This is a genomic window from Ruegeria sp. BHSB172 (assembly GCF_059613165.1).
The window spans coordinates 15,698-36,774 of record NZ_JBXWRZ010000026.1 but is presented as its reverse complement, the minus strand read 5'-3'; the positions used below and the strand labels follow the sequence as shown (position 1 = coordinate 36,774).

Annotated in this window: 18 protein-coding genes; 13 read left to right on the top strand and 5 right to left on the bottom strand. The window is 63.4% G+C overall.

The features are described 5' to 3' along the window. Positions 1 to 43: 43 nt before the first annotated feature. Positions 44 to 1,783 (bottom strand): serine protease, encoded by a 1,740-nt coding sequence (locus AC2FM3_RS12420; RefSeq protein WP_496682227.1) that lies wholly within the window; start codon positions 1,781 to 1,783, stop codon positions 44 to 46. Positions 1,784 to 1,988: 205 nt separating this feature from the next. Here AC2FM3_RS12420 and AC2FM3_RS12415 point away from each other — a divergent pair, with 205 nt between their 5' ends. Then, complete coding sequence (locus tag AC2FM3_RS12415; RefSeq protein ID WP_496682224.1) at positions 1,989 to 2,918, top strand: glycine--tRNA ligase subunit alpha; 930 nt, start codon at positions 1,989 to 1,991, stop codon at positions 2,916 to 2,918. Between the two features lie 8 nt (positions 2,919 to 2,926). Here the strand turns inward: AC2FM3_RS12415 and AC2FM3_RS12410 are convergent, their stop codons facing one another. Next, positions 2,927 to 3,559 carry a MarC family protein gene (locus AC2FM3_RS12410; RefSeq protein ID WP_496682221.1) on the bottom strand — a complete coding sequence of 211 codons (633 nt, stop codon included), beginning with the start codon at positions 3,557 to 3,559 and terminating at the stop codon, positions 2,927 to 2,929. Positions 3,560 to 3,650: 91 nt separating this feature from the next. Here AC2FM3_RS12410 and AC2FM3_RS12405 point away from each other — a divergent pair, with 91 nt between their 5' ends. The 9 genes from AC2FM3_RS12405 to glmM all read left to right on the top strand — a co-directional run bounded on the left by AC2FM3_RS12405 (position 3,651) and on the right by glmM (position 15,976). After that, positions 3,651 to 4,175: a DUF6446 family protein gene (locus tag AC2FM3_RS12405; RefSeq protein WP_496682218.1), complete on the top strand. Its 525-nt coding sequence runs from the start codon at positions 3,651 to 3,653 to the stop codon at positions 4,173 to 4,175. Between the two features lie 8 nt (positions 4,176 to 4,183). After that, a complete protein-coding gene (gene gltS / locus AC2FM3_RS12400; protein ID WP_496682248.1) occupies positions 4,184 to 5,395 on the top strand; it encodes a sodium/glutamate symporter in 1,212 nt (403 codons plus the stop codon). Positions 5,396 to 5,404: 9 nt separating this feature from the next. Next, entirely contained in the window at positions 5,405 to 7,663 is a 2,259-nt protein-coding gene (gene glyS / locus AC2FM3_RS12395) for a glycine--tRNA ligase subunit beta (RefSeq protein WP_496682215.1), read from the top strand. A gap of 88 nt (positions 7,664 to 7,751) precedes the next feature. Then, the gene (locus AC2FM3_RS12390; protein ID WP_496682212.1) at positions 7,752 to 10,292 is read left to right on the top strand and encodes a putative PEP-binding protein; all 2,541 of its coding nucleotides are present in this window, start codon (positions 7,752 to 7,754) and stop codon (positions 10,290 to 10,292) included. Positions 10,293 to 10,444: 152 nt separating this feature from the next. Further along, complete coding sequence (locus AC2FM3_RS12385; protein WP_496682209.1) at positions 10,445 to 11,119, top strand: cell wall hydrolase; 675 nt, start codon at positions 10,445 to 10,447, stop codon at positions 11,117 to 11,119. Between the two features lie 79 nt (positions 11,120 to 11,198). Next, complete coding sequence (locus tag AC2FM3_RS12380) at positions 11,199 to 12,575, top strand: multicopper oxidase family protein (RefSeq protein WP_496682206.1); 1,377 nt, start codon at positions 11,199 to 11,201, stop codon at positions 12,573 to 12,575. Positions 12,576 to 12,677: 102 nt separating this feature from the next. Then, a complete protein-coding gene (locus AC2FM3_RS12375) occupies positions 12,678 to 13,598 on the top strand; it encodes a dihydroneopterin aldolase (RefSeq protein WP_496682204.1) in 921 nt (306 codons plus the stop codon). Next, positions 13,595 to 14,593 carry a dihydropteroate synthase gene (gene folP / locus AC2FM3_RS12370; protein WP_496682201.1) on the top strand — a complete coding sequence of 333 codons (999 nt, stop codon included), beginning with the start codon at positions 13,595 to 13,597 and terminating at the stop codon, positions 14,591 to 14,593. Before AC2FM3_RS12375 ends, folP begins: the two co-directional genes overlap by 4 nt. Before the next feature lie 36 nt (positions 14,594 to 14,629). Then, entirely contained in the window at positions 14,630 to 15,976 is a 1,347-nt protein-coding gene (glmM, locus tag AC2FM3_RS12365) for a phosphoglucosamine mutase (protein WP_496682198.1), read from the top strand. On the opposite strand, the gene AC2FM3_RS12360 is transcribed toward glmM, so the two are convergent. Together AC2FM3_RS12360 and ilvC are read right to left on the bottom strand one after the other, a co-directional pair. Then, a complete protein-coding gene (locus tag AC2FM3_RS12360) occupies positions 15,970 to 16,872 on the bottom strand; it encodes a DMT family transporter (RefSeq protein ID WP_496682196.1) in 903 nt (300 codons plus the stop codon). The genes glmM and AC2FM3_RS12360 overlap by 7 nt on opposite strands. A gap of 72 nt (positions 16,873 to 16,944) precedes the next feature. Next, positions 16,945 to 17,967, bottom strand: a complete 1,023-nt coding sequence (ilvC, locus tag AC2FM3_RS12355; protein ID WP_496682193.1) for a ketol-acid reductoisomerase — start codon at positions 17,965 to 17,967, stop codon at positions 16,945 to 16,947. A gap of 131 nt (positions 17,968 to 18,098) precedes the next feature. On the opposite strand from ilvC, the gene AC2FM3_RS12350 reads away from it, so the two are divergent. Both AC2FM3_RS12350 and AC2FM3_RS12345 read left to right on the top strand, forming a co-directional pair. Then, complete coding sequence (locus tag AC2FM3_RS12350) at positions 18,099 to 18,554, top strand: Lrp/AsnC family transcriptional regulator (protein ID WP_496682190.1); 456 nt, start codon at positions 18,099 to 18,101, stop codon at positions 18,552 to 18,554. Then, entirely contained in the window at positions 18,551 to 19,009 is a 459-nt protein-coding gene (locus AC2FM3_RS12345; protein ID WP_496682187.1) for an Lrp/AsnC family transcriptional regulator, read from the top strand. Before AC2FM3_RS12350 ends, AC2FM3_RS12345 begins: the two co-directional genes overlap by 4 nt. Before the next feature lie 3 nt (positions 19,010 to 19,012). Here the strand turns inward: AC2FM3_RS12345 and hutC are convergent, their stop codons facing one another. Next, on the bottom strand, positions 19,013 to 19,627 hold the full coding sequence (gene hutC, locus AC2FM3_RS12340) for a histidine utilization transcriptional repressor HutC (protein ID WP_496682185.1): 615 nt from the start codon (positions 19,625 to 19,627) through the stop codon (positions 19,013 to 19,015). Between the two features lie 316 nt (positions 19,628 to 19,943). On the opposite strand from hutC, the gene AC2FM3_RS12335 reads away from it, so the two are divergent. Beyond that, complete coding sequence (locus AC2FM3_RS12335) at positions 19,944 to 21,071, top strand: aminotransferase class V-fold PLP-dependent enzyme (protein ID WP_496682183.1); 1,128 nt, start codon at positions 19,944 to 19,946, stop codon at positions 21,069 to 21,071. Positions 21,072 to 21,077: the final 6 nt, after the last annotated feature.

Genomic DNA, 21,077 nt, shown 5'->3' with positions numbered 1-21,077 from the left:
CGCATGGAACTGCGGCGCCCTCGGTCGGTTCACAAGGCCCGGATCAGTCCCAGCAATTCACCAGGACCGTCATGCCGATTGCCCGGCGGTTCAGTTCGTCCGGCGAGACCTGTCCGGTTTCCTGCGCGGTTTGGGCCGTGGCACCTGCTTTTGACAGAAGGTCATGCAGGTGGTCGGCGGCGGCCGCCAGGCTGACATCGCGTGGCAGGGAGCGGCCTTCGGCCCGGGTGGGCAGCAACATGCCCACGACATTGCCGTGATCGTCAAAGACCGGCCCGCCGGCGTCCCCCGGTTGCGCCGCAAGGTTCAGGCGGGTCACGCCGGTTTCGCCGTTCAGCCCGCGGATGTCTGCGACCTTGCCAAAGGTCAGCGTCGGGGCACCCAGCGCGCCTTCGTAGGAATACCCGGCCACGGCTACTTCGGACTGCAGCCGCGGAGGTGTGTCGTTCAGGGCCGCCACGGCCATCGGCGCCAGATTGCGTGCCGGTCGCAGCACCGCCGCACCAAGATCCGGGTCGCTGTGGGCCAACTCTAGGTCCTGATCGTCATCCAGGGTGATGCGGCTGCAGTTCTGGACGGCCTCGGCTACGGTCATGACCAGCCCGCTCGGGTCGGCAAAGAAGCCCGACCGTGACAGGCGCGGCTTGCGGATGCGCAGGCCCGACATCAGATCGACGCTCTGGCTGGCCGTTGCACCGGCGGACGATTCCAGCACCGCGTCGAGCCGGGCAAAGCTGGTGGTCATGGCGGCCAGAACGCGGGTGCGGCGGGCCTCGTCCCCCTTGGGCCAGACCAGGGTGAAACCCTTGATCCGGCCATCCTTCAACTCGGCCTGGGTATGGGAAACGATCCCTTTGCCCCGACCTTCGATCGAGAAGCGGTTTCGACTGATCTCGCGCGGGCCGTTCAGGGGGACGATTTCCAGCGACTGCATCACCTCGTAGAGGGCACGCAGGGTGTTGTTGTCGCCCTCTTGGCTGATCAACAGAACGCGGGCGTCCAGATCGCCCTTCGGGTTGAAATGGGCGAACGGAGCCTCGTACCGGTCAAAGGCCACGACACCCAGCGGCAGGTCCATCGAGATCCCGGCGCGGTCATCGACATGGCGCTGCATGCCAACGCTGATGAGCGGTGCGTTGTAGTCATCCATCAGCACCTTGCGCTGTGCGGTGGTCAGAACGCCGGTGGGCTCGAACCCGTTGAACCGCTGCCAGTCGGCCATCGACCGGCGGGTGCCCTGCCCGAATGCGCCGTCGATCGTAGCGCTGTAGAAGCCCGCGGCCTGCAGGGCGGTCTGCAGGTCCTTGCGCTCCTGCGCGTTCAGCCGCCGTTCGGACTGCAGAGCCTGGGCGCGGGTTTCGTCCGACGGTTGCTGGGTCAGGCCGGCCTGGGGCCGTTCGGGCTCGGGCTGGACGGGGGCCCTGATGGCGCCCCGGTTCAGGACATTCGCGCCAATGGGCCAAAATTGCTGCCCCAGCGCGGCGGAAAAGGTGATGAAACTGTCCGACGGGATCTGACGCTCGGCCCGATAGACGCGCAGTACCTGTTCGGCATCTGCACGAAGATAGGGGCCGATGACGATGGCGTACCAGCCGCTGTTCAGGCGAAACCCGTTCACGTCGGGTAGATCGCTGGCATAGGCCTGGGCGCGCTCCTGCGCCTCGCGCAGCGAGGGCTGCGCCTCGATCTGCACCCAGACGCCGGGGTCGGTGCCTTGCTGAGCGATCGCGGCCCGCAGACCGAAGGAAATCGTGAAAATAAATGCAACTAGAATACGTGTCATTTTCTGCCCGTTGGTGCGGTGTCTTGGTCAAGGAACAGGTTACGCGATTCACCAGGGCGAAAGCCATGGCCCGGCCACGGGGAATTTCCAGTGTGGCGGCACAGTGACAGCCAGCGGCCATTGGCCCGTTGACGCCCTTTGGCCCCTTGCATAGGAAGGGCCAAACCGACCGGAACCGGGCACATCCGCGCCCAAAGGGAATGTCATGACCGAACCGTCAAGCGCACCACGTTCATTTCAGGAAATCATCCTGCGGCTTCAAAACTACTGGGCCTCGAAGGGCTGCGCCATCCTGCAGCCTTATGACATGGAGGTCGGCGCCGGAACCTTCCACCCTGCAACCACATTGCGCGCACTTGGCGCCAAGCCCTGGGCTGCGGCCTATGTGCAGCCCTCGCGCCGCCCGACCGACGGCCGCTATGGCGAAAACCCCAACCGCCTGCAGCATTATTACCAGTACCAGGTGCTGATCAAACCCAGCCCGCCGGACCTTCAGGAGCTGTATCTGGGCAGCCTTCAGGCCATCGGCATCGACATGGACCTGCATGACATCCGATTTGTCGAGGATGACTGGGAAAGCCCCACCTTGGGCGCATGGGGCCTGGGCTGGGAGGTCTGGTGTGACGGGATGGAAGTCAGCCAGTTCACCTATTTCCAGCAGGTCGGCGGCCATGACTGCGCGCCGGTCTCAGGCGAATTGACATATGGGCTGGAACGGCTGGCGATGTATGTGCTGGGCATCGATCACGTGATGGACATGCCCTTCAACGATCCACAATCGCCGATCCCGCTGACCTATGGCGACATCTTCAAGCAGACCGAGGAAGAATACGCCCGCTGGAATTTCGACGTGGCCAATACCGAGGTTCTGCTGCGCCATTTCGAAGAAGCCGAGGCCGAGTGCGCTGCGATCCTGAGCCAGGAGCATGCGGACCCCAAGACGGGCAAGCGCATCATCATGGCGCATCCCGCCTATGACCAGTGCATCAAGGCCAGCCACATCTTCAACCTTCTGGACGCGCGCGGCGTGATCTCGGTGACGGAACGCCAGGCCTATATCGGGCGGGTGCGGGCGCTGGCCAAGCAATGCGCCGATGCCTTCGTGCAGACCGAGGCGGCCGGGTATCAGGCCTGATGGGCCGCTCAGGCCAATCCCGGCAGCAGGGCCTTGAGGCCGTCCGCGATCATGCCGACCGCGATGGCCGACAGGATCATGCCCATCAGACGGCTCATGATGACGCGGGCGTTGTCCGACAGGCGCCGGCCGAGGGCCGCGGCATTCCAGAACGTGACCAGCAACAGCAGCGTCACGCCCAAAAACACCCCGGCATAAAGCATGGCATCGGCAACGTTGCTGACATGATGGGCAAACAGGATGACCGTAGTGATGGTGCCGGGCCCCACGAGAATGGGAAAGGTCAGCGGATAGAAGGCGACAGTCTCGGGCGCCGGGTAGGCCTGTTTTTCGCTGTCCGTCCCGTGATGCGCGCTGGTTTCGCCACCGTTCAGCATGTTCAGCCCGAACAGCAGAACAACCAGGCCGCCAGCGACCCGCAGATCATTGACGCTGATCCCGAACAGCCCCAGAATATGATTTCCGAGGATGGCGAAAAGACCCCCGAGAACAAGGCAGTACACGGCGGTCTTGACCGCAACCTTGCGCTGGTCGCCCAGGTCCAGGCCCTCGGTCACGGTCAGGAAAACGGGCAGGTTGGTGATCGGGTTCATGATCGCAAACAGCGCGCCGAAAAATCCGGTGGCCAGTGTCAGATCCATCCAAATAGCCTTACGATATCAGGTTCAGGTTCCCACACTGTCTCATTTTCGGACGACTTGAAAGACGCTGCGTGAACAGGAGGCGTGATCTATGACCGGAAAGCTGCTGGCAATTCTCATTGTGATCTGCGCGGTGATGGCGGGCGTGGCCATGTATTACCTGCAGGTCTACGGGTACTACTACACCGTAACGCCGACCCCCGGCCGGGATGTCGTTCTGACCGACCGGCAAAGCGGCGCGACGGTGCCCATTTCCTATGACGGGTTTCAAGCCATCGACGCCGACAGCTCTCCGATCCGGTACCGGGCCTGTTTCACGACGGATCTGACACCGGATCAACTGGCCCAGCAGTTCGAACCCGCCGAAAAGGCCGAGCCGCTGACAGCACCGGGCTGGTTCGACTGCTACGACGCCGAGGCGTTGGGAAAGGCGCTGGCAAGCGGTTCGGCCCGCGCGTTCATCGGCGTCAAGAACATCCACTATGGCGTGGACCGGGTGGTTGCGGTCACCCAGGACGGGCGCGGCTTTGCCTGGCACGTCCTGAACAACTGCGGCGAAAAGGCCTATGACGGCACCGTGGTCGGCGAGGAATGTCCGCCCCGCCCGGAAAGCTGAGCGGCAGGATGGGGTTCACCTTGGATATCCCCGGTTTCGTGACGGCAACACTGGGTTTTGCAGTCTACCTGATGGGCGCCGAGATCAACGCCCGCGCCGAGGTTCTGCGTCGGTTCAACATTCCCGAACCTGTGACCGGAGGCCTGCTGGCCTCACTGGTGGTTCTTGCGCTGTATTTGCTGTTCGGGATCGAACTGGAGTTCGACCTGACCACGCGGGATTTCCTGCTGGTGCTGTTCTTTGCCGGGATCGGCCTGAACGCCCGGCTGTCCGACCTGATCGCAGGCGGAAAGCCCTTGCTGCTACTGCTGATCCTCACGCTGCTGACGATCGTGGCGCAGAACCTGATCGGCGCGGCGGGGGCGGCGGCCTTTGGTTATCCGGCGCAGTCCGGCGTTCTGTTCGGGTCGGCCGCCCTGATCGGCGGCCATGGCACTGCCATCGCTTGGGCGCCCGAGGTCGCGCAGGCCACCGGGCTTGAGGGCGCGACCGAGTTGGGGGTGGCCGTTGCGACCCTCGGGCTTGTTCTGGCCGCGCTGGTCGGTGGCCCCATCGCGCGTCTGTTGATCGAAGGGCGCGACCTGTCGCCAAACCGCCCGGACGAGGAACACACGATCGGCTTGCCCGACGAGCCGTCAGACGCTGCCGCGAAGATCGACCACCTGACGGTGATGCGGGTGCTGCTGTACCTGAACATGGCCATCATCGCGGGCTATGCTCTGTCCGAGGTGATCCTGGCCGCGGGTTTGAAGCTGCCGTTGTTCGTGCCGTGCCTGATCATGGGCATCGTGATCGGCAACCTGCGTCCGCTGCTGGCCCCGCGCGCTGCGCCTGTGTCGCGCACGCCGTCGCTGGCGCTGATTTCGGAGTTTGCGCTGGGCGCGTTTCTGGCCATGTCGCTGATGAGCCTGCAGCTGTGGACCATCGCAGATTTGGGCCTGTCGATCGTGGTGATCATGACGGCGCAAACGTTGTTTGCAGTGGCTTTCGTGATCTGGGTTCTGTTCCCGGTCATGGGCGCCAACTACCGCGCGGCCGTGCTGGCGGCGGGGTTTGGCGGCTTCGCGCTGGGCGCGACACCGACCGCAATTGCCAATATGACCGCCGTAACCAAGCGATACGGGCCTTCGCCTATTGCCTTTATCGTGCTCCCCCTTGTATCCGCATTCTTCGTGGATATCGCCAATGCCATCGTCATCCAGACGATCGTCAATTTCTAAGGATCGAAAATGCCCGACCTGCTGATCGAACTGTTTTCCGAGGAAATCCCCGCGCGCATGCAGACCCGCGCCGGCGAGGATCTGAAAAAACGGATCACCGACGGTCTGGTAGAGGCCGGTCTGACCTATGCCCACGCCCACGCCCTGACCACGCCGCGCCGCCTGACGCTGGCGGTCGAGGGGCTGCTGGCCGAAAGCCCCACCATCCGCGAGGAGCGCAAGGGCCCCAAGGTTGGCGCGCCGGACAAGGCCATCGAAGGCTTCCTACGTGGCGCGGGGATCAGCCGCGACCAATTGGAAGAGCGCGAGACGCCCAAGGGCGCGGTCTATTTTGCCACCATCGAGAAATCGGGTCGCCCGGCGGCCGAGATCGTGGCCGAGGTTTTGGCCGACACGATCCGAAACTTCCCCTGGCCCAAGTCGATGCGCTGGGGCAGTTCCTCGCTGCGCTGGGTGCGCCCGCTGCATTCGATCCTGTGCATCCTCAGTGATGAAGGCGGTGCGCAGGTCGTGCCGATGGAGATCGACGGGATCACGACCGGTGACACCACCGAGGGCCATCGCTTCATGGCGCCCGGCCGGTTTGCCGTGACCGGGTTCGAGGATTACGCCGCCAAGCTGAAGCGCGCCTTTGTCGTGCTGTCGCCCGAGGAACGGGCCGAGCACATCTGGAACGACGCACAGAACCTGGCCTTTGCTGCCGGTCTGGAGGTGGTCGAGGACAAGGGCCTGCTGGCCGAGGTGGCCGGGCTGGTCGAATGGCCGGTGGTGCTGATGGGGCAGATCGACGATGAATTCCTCGACCTGCCGCCCGAGGTGCTGCAGACCTCGATGAAAGAGCACCAGAAATTCTTCTCGGTCCGCAATCCCAAGACGGGGCGGATCGAGCGGTTCATCACCGTCGCCAACCGCGAGACCAGCGACAATGGCGCGACCATTCTGGCCGGAAACCAGAAGGTGCTGTCGGCCCGTCTGGCCGATGCAAAATTCTTTTGGGAAAATGATCTGCGCGTTGCCAAGGCAGACATTACGCAATGGACCCGCGCGCTTGAGAACGTGACCTTCCACAACAAGCTGGGCACCCAGGCCCAGCGGATCGACCGCATTGCCGCGCTGGCCCGCGAACTGGCCCCGGTGACGGGTGCCGACCCGGATCAGGCTGAAAAGGCCGCGCGGCTGGCCAAGGCCGATCTGAGTTCTGAAATGGTGTATGAATTCCCCGAACTTCAGGGGCTTATGGGCCGCTATTACATCGAGGCCGCCGGTGAAGACGCCGCCGTGGCCGCCGTGGCGCAGGAGCATTACTCCCCGCTGGGCCCGTCGGATGATGTTCCGGCGGCACCGCTGTCGATGACCGTGGCGCTGGCCGACAAGCTGGACACGCTGACCGGGTTCTGGGCGATCAATGAAAAGCCCACCGGCTCGAAAGACCCGTTCGCGCTGCGCCGCGCGGCGCTGGGGGTGATCCGGTTGATCCTAGAGAACGATCTGAGGCTGGATTTGAAAGAGGCCTGTGTCTGGGCCTACTTCCCGCACGCTCTCAAGCGTGACACCTCGGCCGGTGAAACCATCGAGGAAAAGCGCGCGGAATACGCTCGGATCATGGGAGTCGAGGTCGACAAACTGCATGATCTGGGGATCGAGGCATTGGCGTCGATGATTGCCGAGCGTGGAATTCTCGGTACGTTGTGGGACACGCTGAATGACCGGAACTCCAGCTTCCGCGAAGATGCGGTGATCCTGGAAGATTTGCTTACCTTCGTCCACGACCGGCTCAAGGTCTTTCTGCGTGACGAAGGCATACGCCACGACGTGATCGACGCCTGTATCGCGATGGACGGGAATGATGACATCAACCTGCTGGTTAAACGCGCCCGCGCGTTGAATGTGGTGATCGCGACCGAGGATGGAGAGAATCTCGTGCAGGGATTCAAACGCGCCAACAACATCCTGACCCAGGCCGAGGAAAAGGACGGCGTGGAATATTCCTTCGGGGCCGATCCGAAATTTGCTGAAACCGACAGCGAAAAGGCCCTGTTCACCGCGCTGGAGGAGGCGCAGGCCAAGATCGCGCCGGCACTCGAGGCCGAGGATTTCCCGGCGGCGATGGCAGCGATGGCCGCGCTGCGCGGGCCAATCGACGCATTCTTCGAGGACGTTCAGGTCAATTCCGACAATGCCGTGCTGCGCCGCAACCGCTTGAACCTTCTCAGCCAGATCCGCCAGATCTGTTCCAGCGTCGCGGACCTGACGAAGATCGAAGGCTGAGGCCCACGGGCGCGCCGCGGCGCGCCCACTCGGCCCTTGCGCGACCGGCGCAGGCGCTTATGCTGCGGAGAAACCAAAAGGTGCCGCAGTGCAGAATAATCCACATACAACGCTTGTCACACCCGATGCGCCCATCGCCGCGAATACGCATGGCGGGCGGGCGAAATGCCTGCAACGCTTGGTGCGGTTGAACCTGCCAGTGCCGCGCACCGTGGCGCTGTCTTTCGACGCCGTCCAGCGGATCGCCGATGGCGAGGTGCCCGACATCGAGGCGGTGCTGGAACAATTCGATGCTTCGGCGCTGCTGTGTGTTCGGCCCAGTTCCGAGGACCCCGATTGGGGTGGGCCGGGCGCGGTGTTGAACATCGGCATGAACGACGCGCGCTATGTCGAGCTGTCCGACAAGATGGGGGGCGAGGCCGCCGCCGCCCTGTATCTGCGGTTCGTGCAAAGCTATGCGATCCACGTCGCTCGGCTGGATCCGGATGTGTTCGACGATATCGAGGGCGACGGCCGCAGCGGGCTGCGCCAGACCCTGCGCGCCTACGAGGACGAGACCGACGAGGAGTTCCCACAGGACCGTGGCGAGCAGCTGATCGGGGTGCTGCGCTCGATGGCGCGGGCGTGGGACGGCACGTCGGCACGATTGCTGCGTCAGGCCAAGGGGGCGCCGGCCGATGCCGGGCTGGGTCTGGTGATCCAGGAGATGATTCCGGGCGTCGGGCAGGGCGAGTGCGGCTCGGGTGTTCTGCAACTGGTCGACCCCACGACGGGTCTGCCGCAGATCACGGGCCGCTATCTGAGCCAGAGCCAGGGCCGCGACGCGCTGGGCGAAGGCGTTTCCGCACTTTATCTGGAAAAGGACCCCCGCGGACCGTCGCTCGAGGATGTGGCGCCGCAAGCCTTTGCCGACCTCAAGGCACATGCCGCGTTGATGCGCAAAAAGCTGCGCGAGGAAATGCAGGTTGAATTCGTGATCGAGAACGGCAAGGTGCATATTCTGGACGGCGTGCGCGTACCGCGCAGCGCTCGCGCCGCGATGCGCATCGCCGTTCGGTTGGCTGAAGACGGAATCATCCCGCCGCAAGAGGCGGTGATGCGGATCGATCCGCATTCTCTTAACGAGTTGCTGCACCGGCAGGTCCATCCCGAGGCCAAGCGTGACGTGCTCACTACCGGCATCGGGGCCAGCCCGGGGGCGGCCAGTGGGCGGATCGTGTTCACCTCGGCCGAAGCGCAGGCCAGCGCCGCGCGTGGCGAGCCCTGCATCCTTGTGCGCCGCGAAACCTCGCCCGAGGATGTGCGGGGCATGCATGCGGCCGTGGCCGTTTTGACCGAAAAGGGCGGGATGACCAGCCACGCCGCCGTGATTGGCCGCGGTCTGGGGCTGCCCTGTATCGTCGGTGCGTCCGAGATGAGGTTCCAGACCAAGAAGAAACATCTGGTGGCGCCGGACGGTCGCGTGTTCAAGACCGGCGACACTCTGACTATCGACGGCACGTCCGGGCAGGTACTGGCGGGTGAGCCGGCAATGCTCGAGGCGGCGCTGGACGACTGTTTCCAGACCCTGATGGGCTGGGCCGATGCTGAACGCGACATCGCCATTCGCGCCAATGCCGACACGCCCGCCGATGCGCAGGTCGCGCGCCGGTTCCAGGCCGAGGGGATCGGCCTGTGCCGGACCGAGCACATGTTCTTCGACCCCGGTCGCCTGATCGTGATGCGCGAGATGATTTTCGCCGAGACCCCTGCCGGTCGCGCGGCGGTGCTTGCGCGGCTGTTGCCTATGCAACGCGCGGATTTCGTACAGCTTTTCGAAATCATGGAAGGGCAGCCCGTCTGCATCCGCCTGTTCGACCCACCGCTGCACGAATTCCTGCCCACGACCCGCAGCGGCCAGCGTGAACTGGCCGAGGCGCTGGACCTGCCGGTTTCGGATGTTGAGCGCCGGGTCGAGGCGATGAGCGAATACAACCCCATGCTGGGCCTGCGCGGCGTCCGCCTTGGCGTGACGGTGCCCGAAATCTATGACATGCAGGCCCGCGCGATTTTCGAGGCGACCCTCGAGGCCAGCAAGAACGGCGCCCCGGTGGTTCCCGAGGTGATGATCCCGCTGGTGTCGGCCAAGCGCGAGGTCGAGCTGGTCAAGGCCCGCATCGACTCGGTGGCCGCAGCCGTCGCGGCCGAGCGGGGGCAGGATTTTGAGTACCGCCTGGGCGTGATGGTCGAAACGCCGCGCGCCTGCCTGCGCGCGGAAGAGATCGCGCCCCATGTGTCGTTCCTGAGCTTTGGCACCAACGACCTGACCCAAATGACCTATGGCTTGTCGCGGGACGATGCCGGTCGGTTCATGTCGGCCTATGTCCGGCAGGGCGTATTTTCAGAGGATCCGTTTCATGTTCTGGATGCCGACGGGGTGGGGGAGCTGCTGAAGCTGGGCTCGGAACGCGGGCGTGCGGCCCGGCCGGATGTTACGCTTTCGGTTTGCGGTGAACATGGCGGTAACCCCGAATCAATCGCCCTGTGCCGGGACCTTGGGTTCGACTATGTGTCCTGTTCTCCGTTCCGGGTTCCGGTTGCTCGGCTGGCTTCCGCTCAATTGGCGATTGCGTCAAAACTTGGGGGTTGACCTGCCCTCCGAGCCCTAAGAATAGTGGGCTTGGGGTGGACCTGTGGCCAATTTTTTTGGCCCGACGGGCAAGATTTCTCTTGCCGAATCCTCAAAACTGGACGTTTCGCCCCGTCTGGGGTAAACCCCCCTCGCGCCCGCCGGGGGAGGGTATGGCGCGTGAAGTGCCTGTGCGAGGTTATCTGATGATACGTTACATACTGGCTGTTGCCATTGCGGCGGCAACCGTGCTGCCGAGTGCGTCCGTCGCCGAGAGAGAGACCACCGATTCCGCCAAGCGTGAACTGGTGTCCCGCAACGAACTGCCGGGGCAAGGCTTCCGTGATTACCTGAAGCTTTTCCAACCACGCAAAGAGGTCAAGCCGGTTGAGGTTACATACTCGAAAGGATGGCTCGATCAATTGCCCAAGGCGGCCGGCGGAGAGGACTGGAAATGCTTGGCCGAAGCGCTGTATTTCGAAGCGCGCGGTGAAAGCGTCCGCGGCCAGTTCGCGGTTGCCGAGGTGATTCTGAACCGGGTTGAAAGCAGCCGCTTCCCCAATTCGGTTTGCGGCGTGATCCGTCAGGGTACCGGCAAGAAGTATCAGTGCCAATTTACCTATACCTGCGACGGCCGCAAAGAGGTGATCCGTGAAAAGAAGGCCTATGAGCGTGTTGCCAAGGTGGCGCGTCTGGCCATGGATGGGGTTGGTAAACCGCTCACTTCGGGCGCAACGCACTATCACACCAAGGCTGTTCGCCCGTCTTGGGCGCGGGTCTACAAAGAGACCGCGAGGATCGGCGTGCACATCTTTTATCGCCACAACTACCGGACAGCGAGCAACTAGCGCGAATTGACGCACCCGCGCTGTACGCTTGATGGCGCGGGGGTGAAGGCAGGCTATGTTGCGGGAAAGGAGACCCGTGATGAAACCAAGCCGCCGAGACCTATTGAAATCTGCTGCAGCGTTTGCGGCTTATCCGACGTTTGCCCAAGCTGCTCCGCCGACCCTGCAGGCGCGCGAGGGAACGCAGTTGATCGCGCCCGAGGGTTACCCACAGACTGGTGTTTGGGGCTATGGCGGTCGGGTACCGGGCCTGCCGATACAGGTGAAACAGGGTGCGCGGGTCCAGCGCCGTCTGGTGAATGATCTGCCGCAGGCCACCTCGGTGCATTGGCACGGTATCCGCATTGCCAACGACATGGACGGTGTGCCCGGGCTGACGCAGGATGCGGTGCCGGCGGGCGGCGTTTTCGACTATGAATTCGTCGCGCCGGACGCGGGCACCTTTTGGTACCACGCCCACAATAAATCGGTCGAGCAGGTGGCGCGCGGGCTCTATGGCCCCTTGATCGTCGAAGAGCCCCAGGCGCCGGATGTCGATCAGGATCTGACCCTGATGCTGGACGACTGGCGGCTCGACCCCGAAACCGCGCAGATCACCGGTGATTTCGAAAATGGGCACGACCTCAGCCATGCCGGACGCCTTGGCAACCTTGTGACGGTCAATGGACGTTTCGACCCCTCCTATACCGTCAAGCGCCACGAACGCCTACGGTTGCGCCTGATCAACGCCGCGAACGCCCGCATATTCGATCTGGGTCTTGATGGTTTGGCGGGGTGGATCGTCGCGCTGGACGGCATGCCGGTGTCGGATCCGATCGCGATCGAAGACACATTCCCGCTGGCGCCCGCGCAGAGGGCGGACCTGATCGTCGACGTCGTGGCCGAAGATGGCAGCGCGGCCGGCCTGTTCAGCCGGGAACGCGACGGCGCCTTTGGCGTCGTGCGCCTGGACGTTTCGGGGCAGGCCGCGTCGGTGCCCCGCAAAAGTGTTCAGCCGCTGCCGCCAAACTCTTTGCCCGAGATCAGGGGGCTGGATGGCGTTCCGCGTCACCGCATGACACTGCAGGGCGGGGCCATGCGCTGGTTGGATAGTGCCCGGCTGGGCGATACGGAATTGTCTGGCCGCGAACTGGCGCAGTTGGGCCGGTTCTGGGCGTTGAACGGTTATGCCGAACGCCCCGACGACCCGTTTCTGGATGCGTCCCTTGGCAGCCTTCACCGGATCGCCTTTGTCAACGAAACAGCTTTTCCGCACGCCATGCACTTGCACGGCCACCATTTTCGTCTGGTCTTGCCGGACGGAAGTCTTGGCCCGTGGCGCGACACGGTTCTTGTCGAACGTGGCGAAACCCGCGAGATAGCGCTGGTAACCGACAACCCGGGCAACTGGTTGCTGCATTGTCACATGCTGGGCCATGCCGCGTCTGGTATGATGAGCTGGTACCGCGTCACCTGACGCCGCTTTCGGCGGCTGGAATGGCGTTTGTTTGAGTGCTATAGCCGCGCCCAACGAATAATTTGGGCAAACCTGTCCAAGCTGCCCGAAAAGGCCTGTGCCATGAGCTCTGAAATCCGCCTTGCCTTTGCGCATCCGTCCGAACGGTCCGAGGCGACCGCGCCACGCGGACCGCTTGATCGCATTTCCCTGCGCGATCACATCGTCGAGGTTGAGATCGGCGCCTTTCAGGCCGAGCGGGGCACCACCCAGCGTATCTGCTTCAACATCGTGGTCGAGGTGCGCCCGCTGACCGAGCAGATCGACGATGACGTCGACCGCATCCTGTCCTACGACCGGGTGACCGAGGCCATCGCCTACGAATTGGCGGCTGAGCGTCTGAACCTTCTGGAAACGCTGGCCGAACGGATCGCCGAGCGGATTCTGCTTGAACCTCAGGCGGTAAGAGCTTTTGTTCGAATCGAAAAATTGGATCGGGGCCCCGGCGCTTTGGGGGTCGAGATCGTGCGTGGCAAGGATGCCGTCCACCACGATGTCATCGAGGAAGAGCGTCCCCATCCCAGGCTGGTCTTTCTGTCGAACGCAGCGATTGAGTCCGACAATTTGTCGGGCTGGATCGACCAGTTGGAGAGCCGGCAGCGGCCGCTGATCCTGTGCGTCGGCGCGTCCGATCTGCCAGTGCCGCAGACCGGCCACGCCATGACCCAGCGCCGGATCGACCTGCTGGCGATCGAGCAGAACGCCTGGGTGCTGGCAGCGCGCGACCCGCGCTGTGTCGTCGTGTCGACCCGGACCGAGCTGAACTGGGCCATGAAGAACGGCCAGATCTGTGTCTGGGCACCGTCCAAGATCGTGCTGGATGCGGTCGATGGGCCTTCGGCGGCACCGTCCGATGCGGTGGCCTTGGCGGCCTGGTTCGCCGCCACTTTCGAAGCCAGCGAAATGCTGGTCATCGGTGGGCAACTGCCCGAGGCGCCCAAGACACCGCTGCGGGCGGTCCCGGTGGAGCAGGCGCAACTGTGACCAGTTACTATCGCCCACTGGTGCAACACGGGCCTGTGCGCCCGGACGGGGCCTCGCCGCTGGCGGGGCAGGGCTTGTGGTTCACCCATGCCGAATGCCTGCGGCGTGACGCGGCACCCCGGATCGTTGCAGCCGCCGACATCCCTGAAACGTGGCTCGACCGGCTGATGCAACCGCGCGCCGAGATTGCCGGGCTGGATATGACGCAGCCGCAGATCATGGGCATCCTGAACGCCACGCCAGACAGCTTTTCCGATGGTGGCAAGCACAACACCCCCGACGCCGCTTGTGCAGCAGCCCGGGAAATGGTCGCGCACGGTGCGACTATTCTGGATATCGGCGGTGAATCCACGCGCCCCGGTGCGGATTTCGTGCCCGAGGACGAAGAGATCGCCCGTACCCAGCCCTTGATCCGCGCGATCCGGGCTGAGACACCGGCGCTGATTTCGATCGACACGCGCAAATCCGCCGTGGCCAGGGCTGCGGTCGAGGCCGGTGCGGGGCTGATCAACGACGTTTCGGGCTTTACCTTCGATCCTGCACTTGGCGCTTTCTGCGCCGAGATCGATGCGCCGGTCTGCGTAATGCACATGCAGGGCGACCCGGCCACGATGCAGGACAACCCGACCTATGACGACGTTCTGCTGGACGTCTACGATTTCCTGTCCGGGCAGGTGGCCTGGCTGGAAGGCCTCGGGCTGGATCGGGGCCGGATCATCGTTGATCCGGGTATCGGGTTCGGAAAGACCGAGGAACACAACCTGACCTTGCTGCGCAATCTCAGCCTGTTTCATGGGTTGGGCTGCCCGATCCTGCTGGGCGTGTCACGCAAAGGCTTCATCGGCCGGATCGGCAAGGAACCGCGCAAGGATGCCCGCGCACCGGGATCAATCGCCGTGGCGTTGGCTGGATTGTCGCAAGGTGTACAGATCATCAGGGTACATGACGTGGCCGAGACCGCTCAGGCCTTGCGCCTGTGGGCCGCTGTCCGGTAATCGGGTCGCAGGCAGGACCAACCGGAGAAAGCAGGAATGCGCAAGCTGTTCGGAACCGACGGGGTGCGGGGCACCGCCAACACCTATCCGATGACGGCCGAGATGGCGTTGCGGATCGGCGCGGCCGCGGGGCGCTACTTCCGCCGGGATGGCTCGGGCGTTCACCGGGTGGTGATCGGCAAGGACACGCGCCTGTCGGGCTATATGCTGGAAAGTGCGCTGACGGCGGGTCTGACATCGACCGGCATGAACGTGCTGCTGTTGGGACCGGTGCCGACACCGGCGGTCGGGCTGATGACCCGGTCGATGCGGGCTGATCTGGGTGTGATGATTTCGGCCAGCCACAACCCGGCCGAGGACAACGGGATCAAGTTCTTCGGCCCCGATGGGTTCAAACTGTCCGACCAAGCCGAACTTGAGATCGAACAGCTTATCGAAGCGGGTGTCAAACCCGCGCGGGCGCAAAATATCGGGCGCGCCCGGCGTGTCGATGACGCGCGGTTCCGCTATGGCGAGCGGGTCAAGTCATCTCTGCCGCGCGATCTGCGGCTGGACGGTCTGAAGGTGGTGATTGACTGTGCCAACGGGGCCGCACACCGCACCGCGCCCGAGGTGCTGTGGGAATTGGGGGCCGAGGTGATCCCGGTGGGAACGGCGCCCAACGGCACGAACATCAATCTGGGCTGCGGCTCGACCCAGCCGCGCGTGGCGGCCGAGGCCGTCGTGGCGCATGGGGCGGATGTGGGCATCTGCCTCGACGGTGATGCCGACCGGGTGGTGATCGTGGATGAGACCGGACAGGTCGCCGATGGTGATCAGCTCATGGCCCTTCTGGCCACCGCCTGGGCCACTTCCGAACGGTTGAAAGGCGGCGCTCTTGTTGCGACCGTCATGTCGAACCTGGGTCTGGAGCGGTTCCTGGGCGCGCGCGGGCTGCGGCTGGAACGGACGGCGGTTGGTGACCGCTATGTGGTCGAGCGTATGCGGGAAGGCGGGTTCAACCTTGGCGGCGAGCAATCCGGCCACATCGTCATGAGCGACTATGCCACCACCGGTGATGGCCTGATGGCGGGGCTGCATTTCCTGGCCGAGATGGTCATTTCCGGACGCAAAGCCTCGGATCTGGCGCAGCAGTTCGAGACCGTGCCGCAACTGTTGAAGAACGTGCGCTATGGCGAGGGGCAGGCCCCGCTGGAAACGGACACGGTCAAGGCCGCGATCGCCGATGCCGAGGCGCGGCTGAACGGGCAGGGGCGGTTGCTGATCCGCAAGTCGGGCACCGAGCCGTTGATCCGCGTTATGGCGGAATGCGAGGACGACGCCCTTTTGGCTCAGGTCGTCGATGGGATCGTGGCCGAGGTCGAAGCCGCCGCGCGTCAGTAGCCCAACAGCAACTTGCGCAGACTGAACCATTGGCTGATGGCCATTCCGGTCAGGATCAGCGCCAACGCGATGTAGAACCGCAGCGGCAGCGCCTCGGACAGGATCCATGCGCCGAAGATCATCGACCAGACCGGCACCTGATAGTTCACCAGCGTCATGAAGACCGACCCGGCGCTGCGAATGATCGATACCCGCAGCAGGGTCGCAAAGGCCGTTGGCACAAGCCCCAGCACGATCAAGGCAAGGGTTGGGCGCAGGCCCTGCGGGGCGGGCACGCCCTCGGTCGTCAACATGACCGGCAGCAGGATCACCGCGCCCACCACCAATGTCAGTGCGGCCAGTACCACCGGGTCGATCGGCGGGCAGCGCCGGGTCAGGATCGACGCCACCGAATAGCAGAACGCCGCCCCGATGCAGGCCAGTTGGGCCAGCGGCTCGGCCCCGCTGCCCAGTTGCGCCAGCCCTGGGCCGATAAGCACCAGCGCTCCGGTGAAGCCCAGGGATACCCCGACGAAACGACGTGCGTTCAGGGGTTCGTCCGAGAAGAAATGCGCCAGCGGCAGCACCATCAGCGGAATTGCCGCCATGGACAGCCCGGCAAAAGCCGAAGGCACATATTGCTGCCCCCAGCTGAGCAGCACGAAAGGCAGCGCGGTGGACAGGATGCCGATCAGGATTACCGACCACGCCAGACTTGGTGTCAGGCTGGGGATGCGCCGCCCGGCCAGCCCCATCAAAGCCAGAAGCATCACCGCCCCCAGAGTCGTCCGCGCCGTGGCCACCGTGATCGGGCCATAGCCTTCCAACGCCATCGCGACAACCATGAAGGTGCCGCCCCAGATCAGGCCCAGGGCAATGACGCCGCTCCAGTCGCGTATGTCGGGTTGATGCACCATCGCTGGCCGTTCATCCGTTGTGCATGAAAAGGGCGGCCACTGTGGCCGCCCTTTGGTTTCAACCGTTCCGGCTCAGTTCTTTTCCTGATCGACCAGCTTGCCGGCCGAAATCCAGGGCATCATGCCCCGCAGCTTTTTGCCGACTTCTTCGATCTGGTGTTCGTCATTGGCCCGGCGCGAGGCCTTCAGGAAGGGTTGGCCCACCTGGTTTTCCAGCATGAAGTCACGCACGAACTTGCCCTGCTGGATGTCCGACAGAACCTCTTTCATCGCCTTCTTGGTCTGCTCATAGGGCAGGATGCGTGGCCCGGTGACGTATTGACCGTATTCCGCAGTGTTCGAGATCGAGTAGTCCATGTTGGCGATACCGCCTTCATAGATCAGGTCCACGATCAGCTTCACCTCGTGCAGACACTCGAAATAGGCCATCTCGGGCGCATAGCCGGCCTCGACCAGAGTTTCAAAACCGCAGCGGATCAGTTCGACCAGACCGCCGCACAGAACAGCCTGCTCGCCGAACAGGTCGGTCTCACACTCTTCGCGGAAGTTGGTCTCGATGATGCCCGAACGGCCGCCGCCGATGGCCGAGCAGTACGACAGGCCGATTTCCAGCGCCTTGCCGGTTGCGTCGGTGTGAACGGCCACCAGGCAGGGCACGCCGCCGCCTTTGACATATTCGCCGCGCACCGTGTGGCCGGGGCCTTTGGGCGCCATCATGATGACGTCCACGCCCTCTTTCGGTTCGATCAGGCCGAAATGCACGTTCAGGCCGTGAGCAAAGGCGATGGCCGCGCCGGGCTTGATGTTGTCATGCACGTATTTCTTGTAGGTCTCGGCCTGAAGCTCGTCGGGCATGGTGAACATGATGACGTCGCACCAAGCCGCGGCTTCGGCGATCCCCATCACCTGCAGGCCTTCGGCTTCGGCTTTCTTGGCCGAGGGCGAGCCTTCGCGCAGGGCGACGACCAGGTTCTTGGCACCCGAGTCGCGCAGGTTCAGCGCGTGGGCGTGGCCTTGGGAGCCATAGCCCAGGATGGCTACTTTCTTGTCCTTGATCAGGTTGATGTCGCAATCGCGATCGTAATAGACGCGCATTTTGCCGGTCCTTTCTGTTTCGATTGATGCGGTTCTATCTGTGACGATTGCTATTGGCGAGAGCGTTGGGATTGGATATTGACGAAAGATGTAAACAATAATTCTTGGAAATAAGAAAAAACAAAAAATTCATGCTTGACGATATCGACCGCCGCATCCTGCGCCATTTTCAGGCCGAGCCAAGCCTGAGCACCGCCGAACTGGCCGAGCGGTGCCGGATCAGCAATGGCGTGTGTTGGCGCCGGATCGAGAAGATGCAGGCCGCCGGGATCATTCAGGGGCAGGAGGCCGTGATTGACTGGTCCGCCATGGGCTATGCGGTCGAGGTGTCGCTGCGGGTGACGCTGGACAAGACCCAGCCGCGCGCCTTCGACGAGTTCACCGCGGCGGCCCGCAAGGTGCCCGAGGTGATCGAGATCCAGACCTTTCTGGGGCGGGTGGATGTTCGCCTGTCCATCATCGCGCGGGACATGGCGCATTATCAGCAGGTCTATCGCGACCGTATCCTGACCTTGCCGCATATCGCCGACATCGAGGCCCTGATGCACATCGCGCGGGTCAAACGGGACGAGGTGCTGCCGGTATGATCGAACTGGACGATCTTGACCGCAAGCTGCTGCGCGCCTTGGCGCAGGACTCCACGCAGAGCGCGGGTGCGCTGGGGCGGCGTTTCGGGCTGTCGCAGCCCGCGACATGGCGCCGGATCCGGCGGCTGGAGCAGGCGGGCATCATCAAGGGGCGCAGGCTGCGTCTGAATGCCGAGGCGCTGGGGTTCGGCGTCACCGTATTTCTGGGCGTCAAGCTGGCGCGCAAAGGGCAGGTCAGCCTCGAGGATTTCGAACGCGCCGTCAGCGCCATCCCCGAGGTGCAGACCGTGGAACACGTTCTGGGCCTGTATGATTATCGGCTGAGAGTGGTGGCGCGTGACCTGGCGGATTTCGAGCGTGTTCTGCGCCGCCGCATCATGACACTGCCTGGGGCCGGAGATGTCGAAGCCAACGTGCTTCTGAGCGAAGAACGCCGACCGGGGCCCATCGGCTAGGTTTCAGTACTGGGTGCGGATGCAGTATCCGGGGTGGAAGGTCATGCGCGCAAAGGACAGTGGCACTCCGTCCTTCCAGGTGGTTCGCTCCAGTTGCATCATCGCCGCTGCGGTCGTTGCACCCATATAATCGGCAAGGCCGCTGTCGGCGGAAATTGCCCTGAAGGCGATTTCGGCAACCGAAAACGGCGCGGCGTCCAGCAACCATTCATGCGGCGATGTCCGCTCTAGGTCGGCCGCTTCAATTTCGGGGACGGCGGCGATGTTGACCCACCGTTCTTCGTGCTGAAAAGGACGGTTGTCTGCATAATGCATGCAGACCACGTGCAGCACCCGCGCATTTGCCTGCAGGCTGAGTTGCGAGCTGAGCCAACCGGGGCTGGGCACCACATTCCGTTCCACAAGTGAATAGCGATAGGCGGCATTCTGGTCTTCAACGACTTGCTTGACCACAGACAGCTCGAGCTTGGCCTGCTTGCTGGGCAATTTCTTGACCCGAGTGCCACTTTTGCGTTTGCGTTCGACAAAGCCCTGTTCGGCAAGTTCGCGCAGCGCCCGGTTCACGGTTGCCCGCGCGCAGTTGAATTCCTCGGCCAGCTGTGTCTCGGTCGGCAGCAATGCGCCTTGTGGCCAGACACGGGTTTCAATCCGCCTTTTGACTTCGTCACGAACAAACTGAAAACTGATACGCTTGTGAGCATTCACTGTCTGGAAATTCCTGTTCAGGTTCCGGCTGAGCGTATCTGTTCAGAAACACGCCAGAGTGTAAAGATCACCTGATACTGGTTGGCGTCATTTTTGCCGTTCCGGCCGATACTGTTGCATTCGAGAATATCAAAATGACATTTTCCTTGGGTCAATTGTTGATAATGGCCAGCCCATTCCCATAGTTTGTGTCTTATTTCTAAAAAATCAAAACTTGAAAGGAGCCTCCATGCCCGCATTGTTGGAAACCGTCGATCCACAGGGGCTTGAGGAGTTTTCGGTTGTGTTCACCGACCGCTCGCTCAATCACATGTCGCAGGCTTTTCAGCAGGTGATGCGCGACATCTCAGGGATGCTGCGGAGCGTCTATGGCGCGGATGGCGTGGCCATTGTGCCGGGTGGCGGAACCTACGCGATGGAGGCTGTGGCCCGCCAATTCGCCCGTGGCGCCAATGTGCTGGTGGTACGCAACGGCTGGTTCTCGTATCGCTGGAGCCAGATTATCGAAACCGGGGGGCTGACGGCGTCAGCCACCGTGTTGAAGGCCCGTCAAACGGGGAATTCCAGCCCGTCGCCCTTTGCGCCTGCGCCGATCGACGAGGTGGTCGAAACCATTCGCAGCCAGCGACCCGGCGTGGTGTTCGCGCCGCATGTGGAAACCTCGGCCGGGGTCATTCTGCCGGACGACTATGTCAGCGCGATGGCTGCCGCAGCGCACGAGGTCGGCGCGCTGATGGTGCTCGACTGCATCGCCTCGGGCTGTGCCTGGATCGACATGAAGGCCACCGGCGTGGACGTTCTGATCTCGGCCCCGCAAAAGGGTTGGAGCGCCTCGCCCTGTGCTGGTCTGGTCATGCTGTCTGAACGCGCCGAGGCGCGGCTGGCCGAGACCACCTCGGACAGTTTCGCGCTGGATCTGAAGAAATGGCGCCAGATCATGCAGGCCTATGAGGGCGGCGGCCATGCTTATCACGCCACCATGCCCACCGATGCGCTGCGGGCGTTCCGGGACACGATGCTGGAGACCCGTGACTATGGGTTCGACAAGCTGCGCGACGCGCAATGGCTGCTGGGGAACGCGGTGCGGGCGATGCTGCGCGACAAGGGGGTCGTTTCGGTCGCGGCCGAAGGCTTTGGGGCACCGGGGGTGGTGGTCAGTTATACCGACGACCCCGAGGTGCAGAACGGCAGGAAGTTCGCCGCGCTGGGCATGCAGATCGCGGCCGGGGTACCGCTGCAATGTGACGAGCCCGAGGGGTTCAGCACCTTCCGTCTGGGCCTGTTCGGGCTGGACAAGCTCTATGATGTCGATGGCACGGTGGCCCGGCTGAAGCGGGTGCTGGATCAGGTGCTTTAGGCCCGA

Bases quoted from the DNA above. Each gene is read 5' to 3' on its own strand.
- AC2FM3_RS12345 (WP_496682187.1), top strand. From the start codon at position 18,551: ATGATCGAACTGGACGATCTTGACCGCAAGCTGCTGCGCGCCTTGGCG.
- gltS (WP_496682248.1), top strand. From the start codon at position 4,184: ATGGGGTTCACCTTGGATATCCCCGGTTTCGTGACGGCAACACTGGGT.
- ilvC (WP_496682193.1), bottom strand. From the start codon at position 17,967: ATGCGCGTCTATTACGATCGCGATTGCGACATCAACCTGATCAAGGAC.
- AC2FM3_RS12360 (WP_496682196.1), bottom strand. From the start codon at position 16,872: ATGGTGCATCAACCCGACATACGCGACTGGAGCGGCGTCATTGCCCTG.
- AC2FM3_RS12415 (WP_496682224.1), top strand. From the start codon at position 1,989: ATGACCGAACCGTCAAGCGCACCACGTTCATTTCAGGAAATCATCCTG.
- AC2FM3_RS12335 (WP_496682183.1), top strand. From the start codon at position 19,944: ATGCCCGCATTGTTGGAAACCGTCGATCCACAGGGGCTTGAGGAGTTT.
- glmM (WP_496682198.1), top strand. From the start codon at position 14,630: ATGCGCAAGCTGTTCGGAACCGACGGGGTGCGGGGCACCGCCAACACC.
- glyS (WP_496682215.1), top strand. From the start codon at position 5,405: ATGCCCGACCTGCTGATCGAACTGTTTTCCGAGGAAATCCCCGCGCGC.
- AC2FM3_RS12410 (WP_496682221.1), bottom strand. From the start codon at position 3,559: ATGGATCTGACACTGGCCACCGGATTTTTCGGCGCGCTGTTTGCGATC.
- AC2FM3_RS12405 (WP_496682218.1), top strand. From the start codon at position 3,651: ATGACCGGAAAGCTGCTGGCAATTCTCATTGTGATCTGCGCGGTGATG.
- AC2FM3_RS12420 (WP_496682227.1), bottom strand. From the start codon at position 1,783: ATGACACGTATTCTAGTTGCATTTATTTTCACGATTTCCTTCGGTCTG.
- AC2FM3_RS12350 (WP_496682190.1), top strand. From the start codon at position 18,099: ATGCTTGACGATATCGACCGCCGCATCCTGCGCCATTTTCAGGCCGAG.
- AC2FM3_RS12385 (WP_496682209.1), top strand. From the start codon at position 10,445: ATGGCGCGTGAAGTGCCTGTGCGAGGTTATCTGATGATACGTTACATA.
- AC2FM3_RS12380 (WP_496682206.1), top strand. From the start codon at position 11,199: ATGAAACCAAGCCGCCGAGACCTATTGAAATCTGCTGCAGCGTTTGCG.
- AC2FM3_RS12375 (WP_496682204.1), top strand. From the start codon at position 12,678: ATGAGCTCTGAAATCCGCCTTGCCTTTGCGCATCCGTCCGAACGGTCC.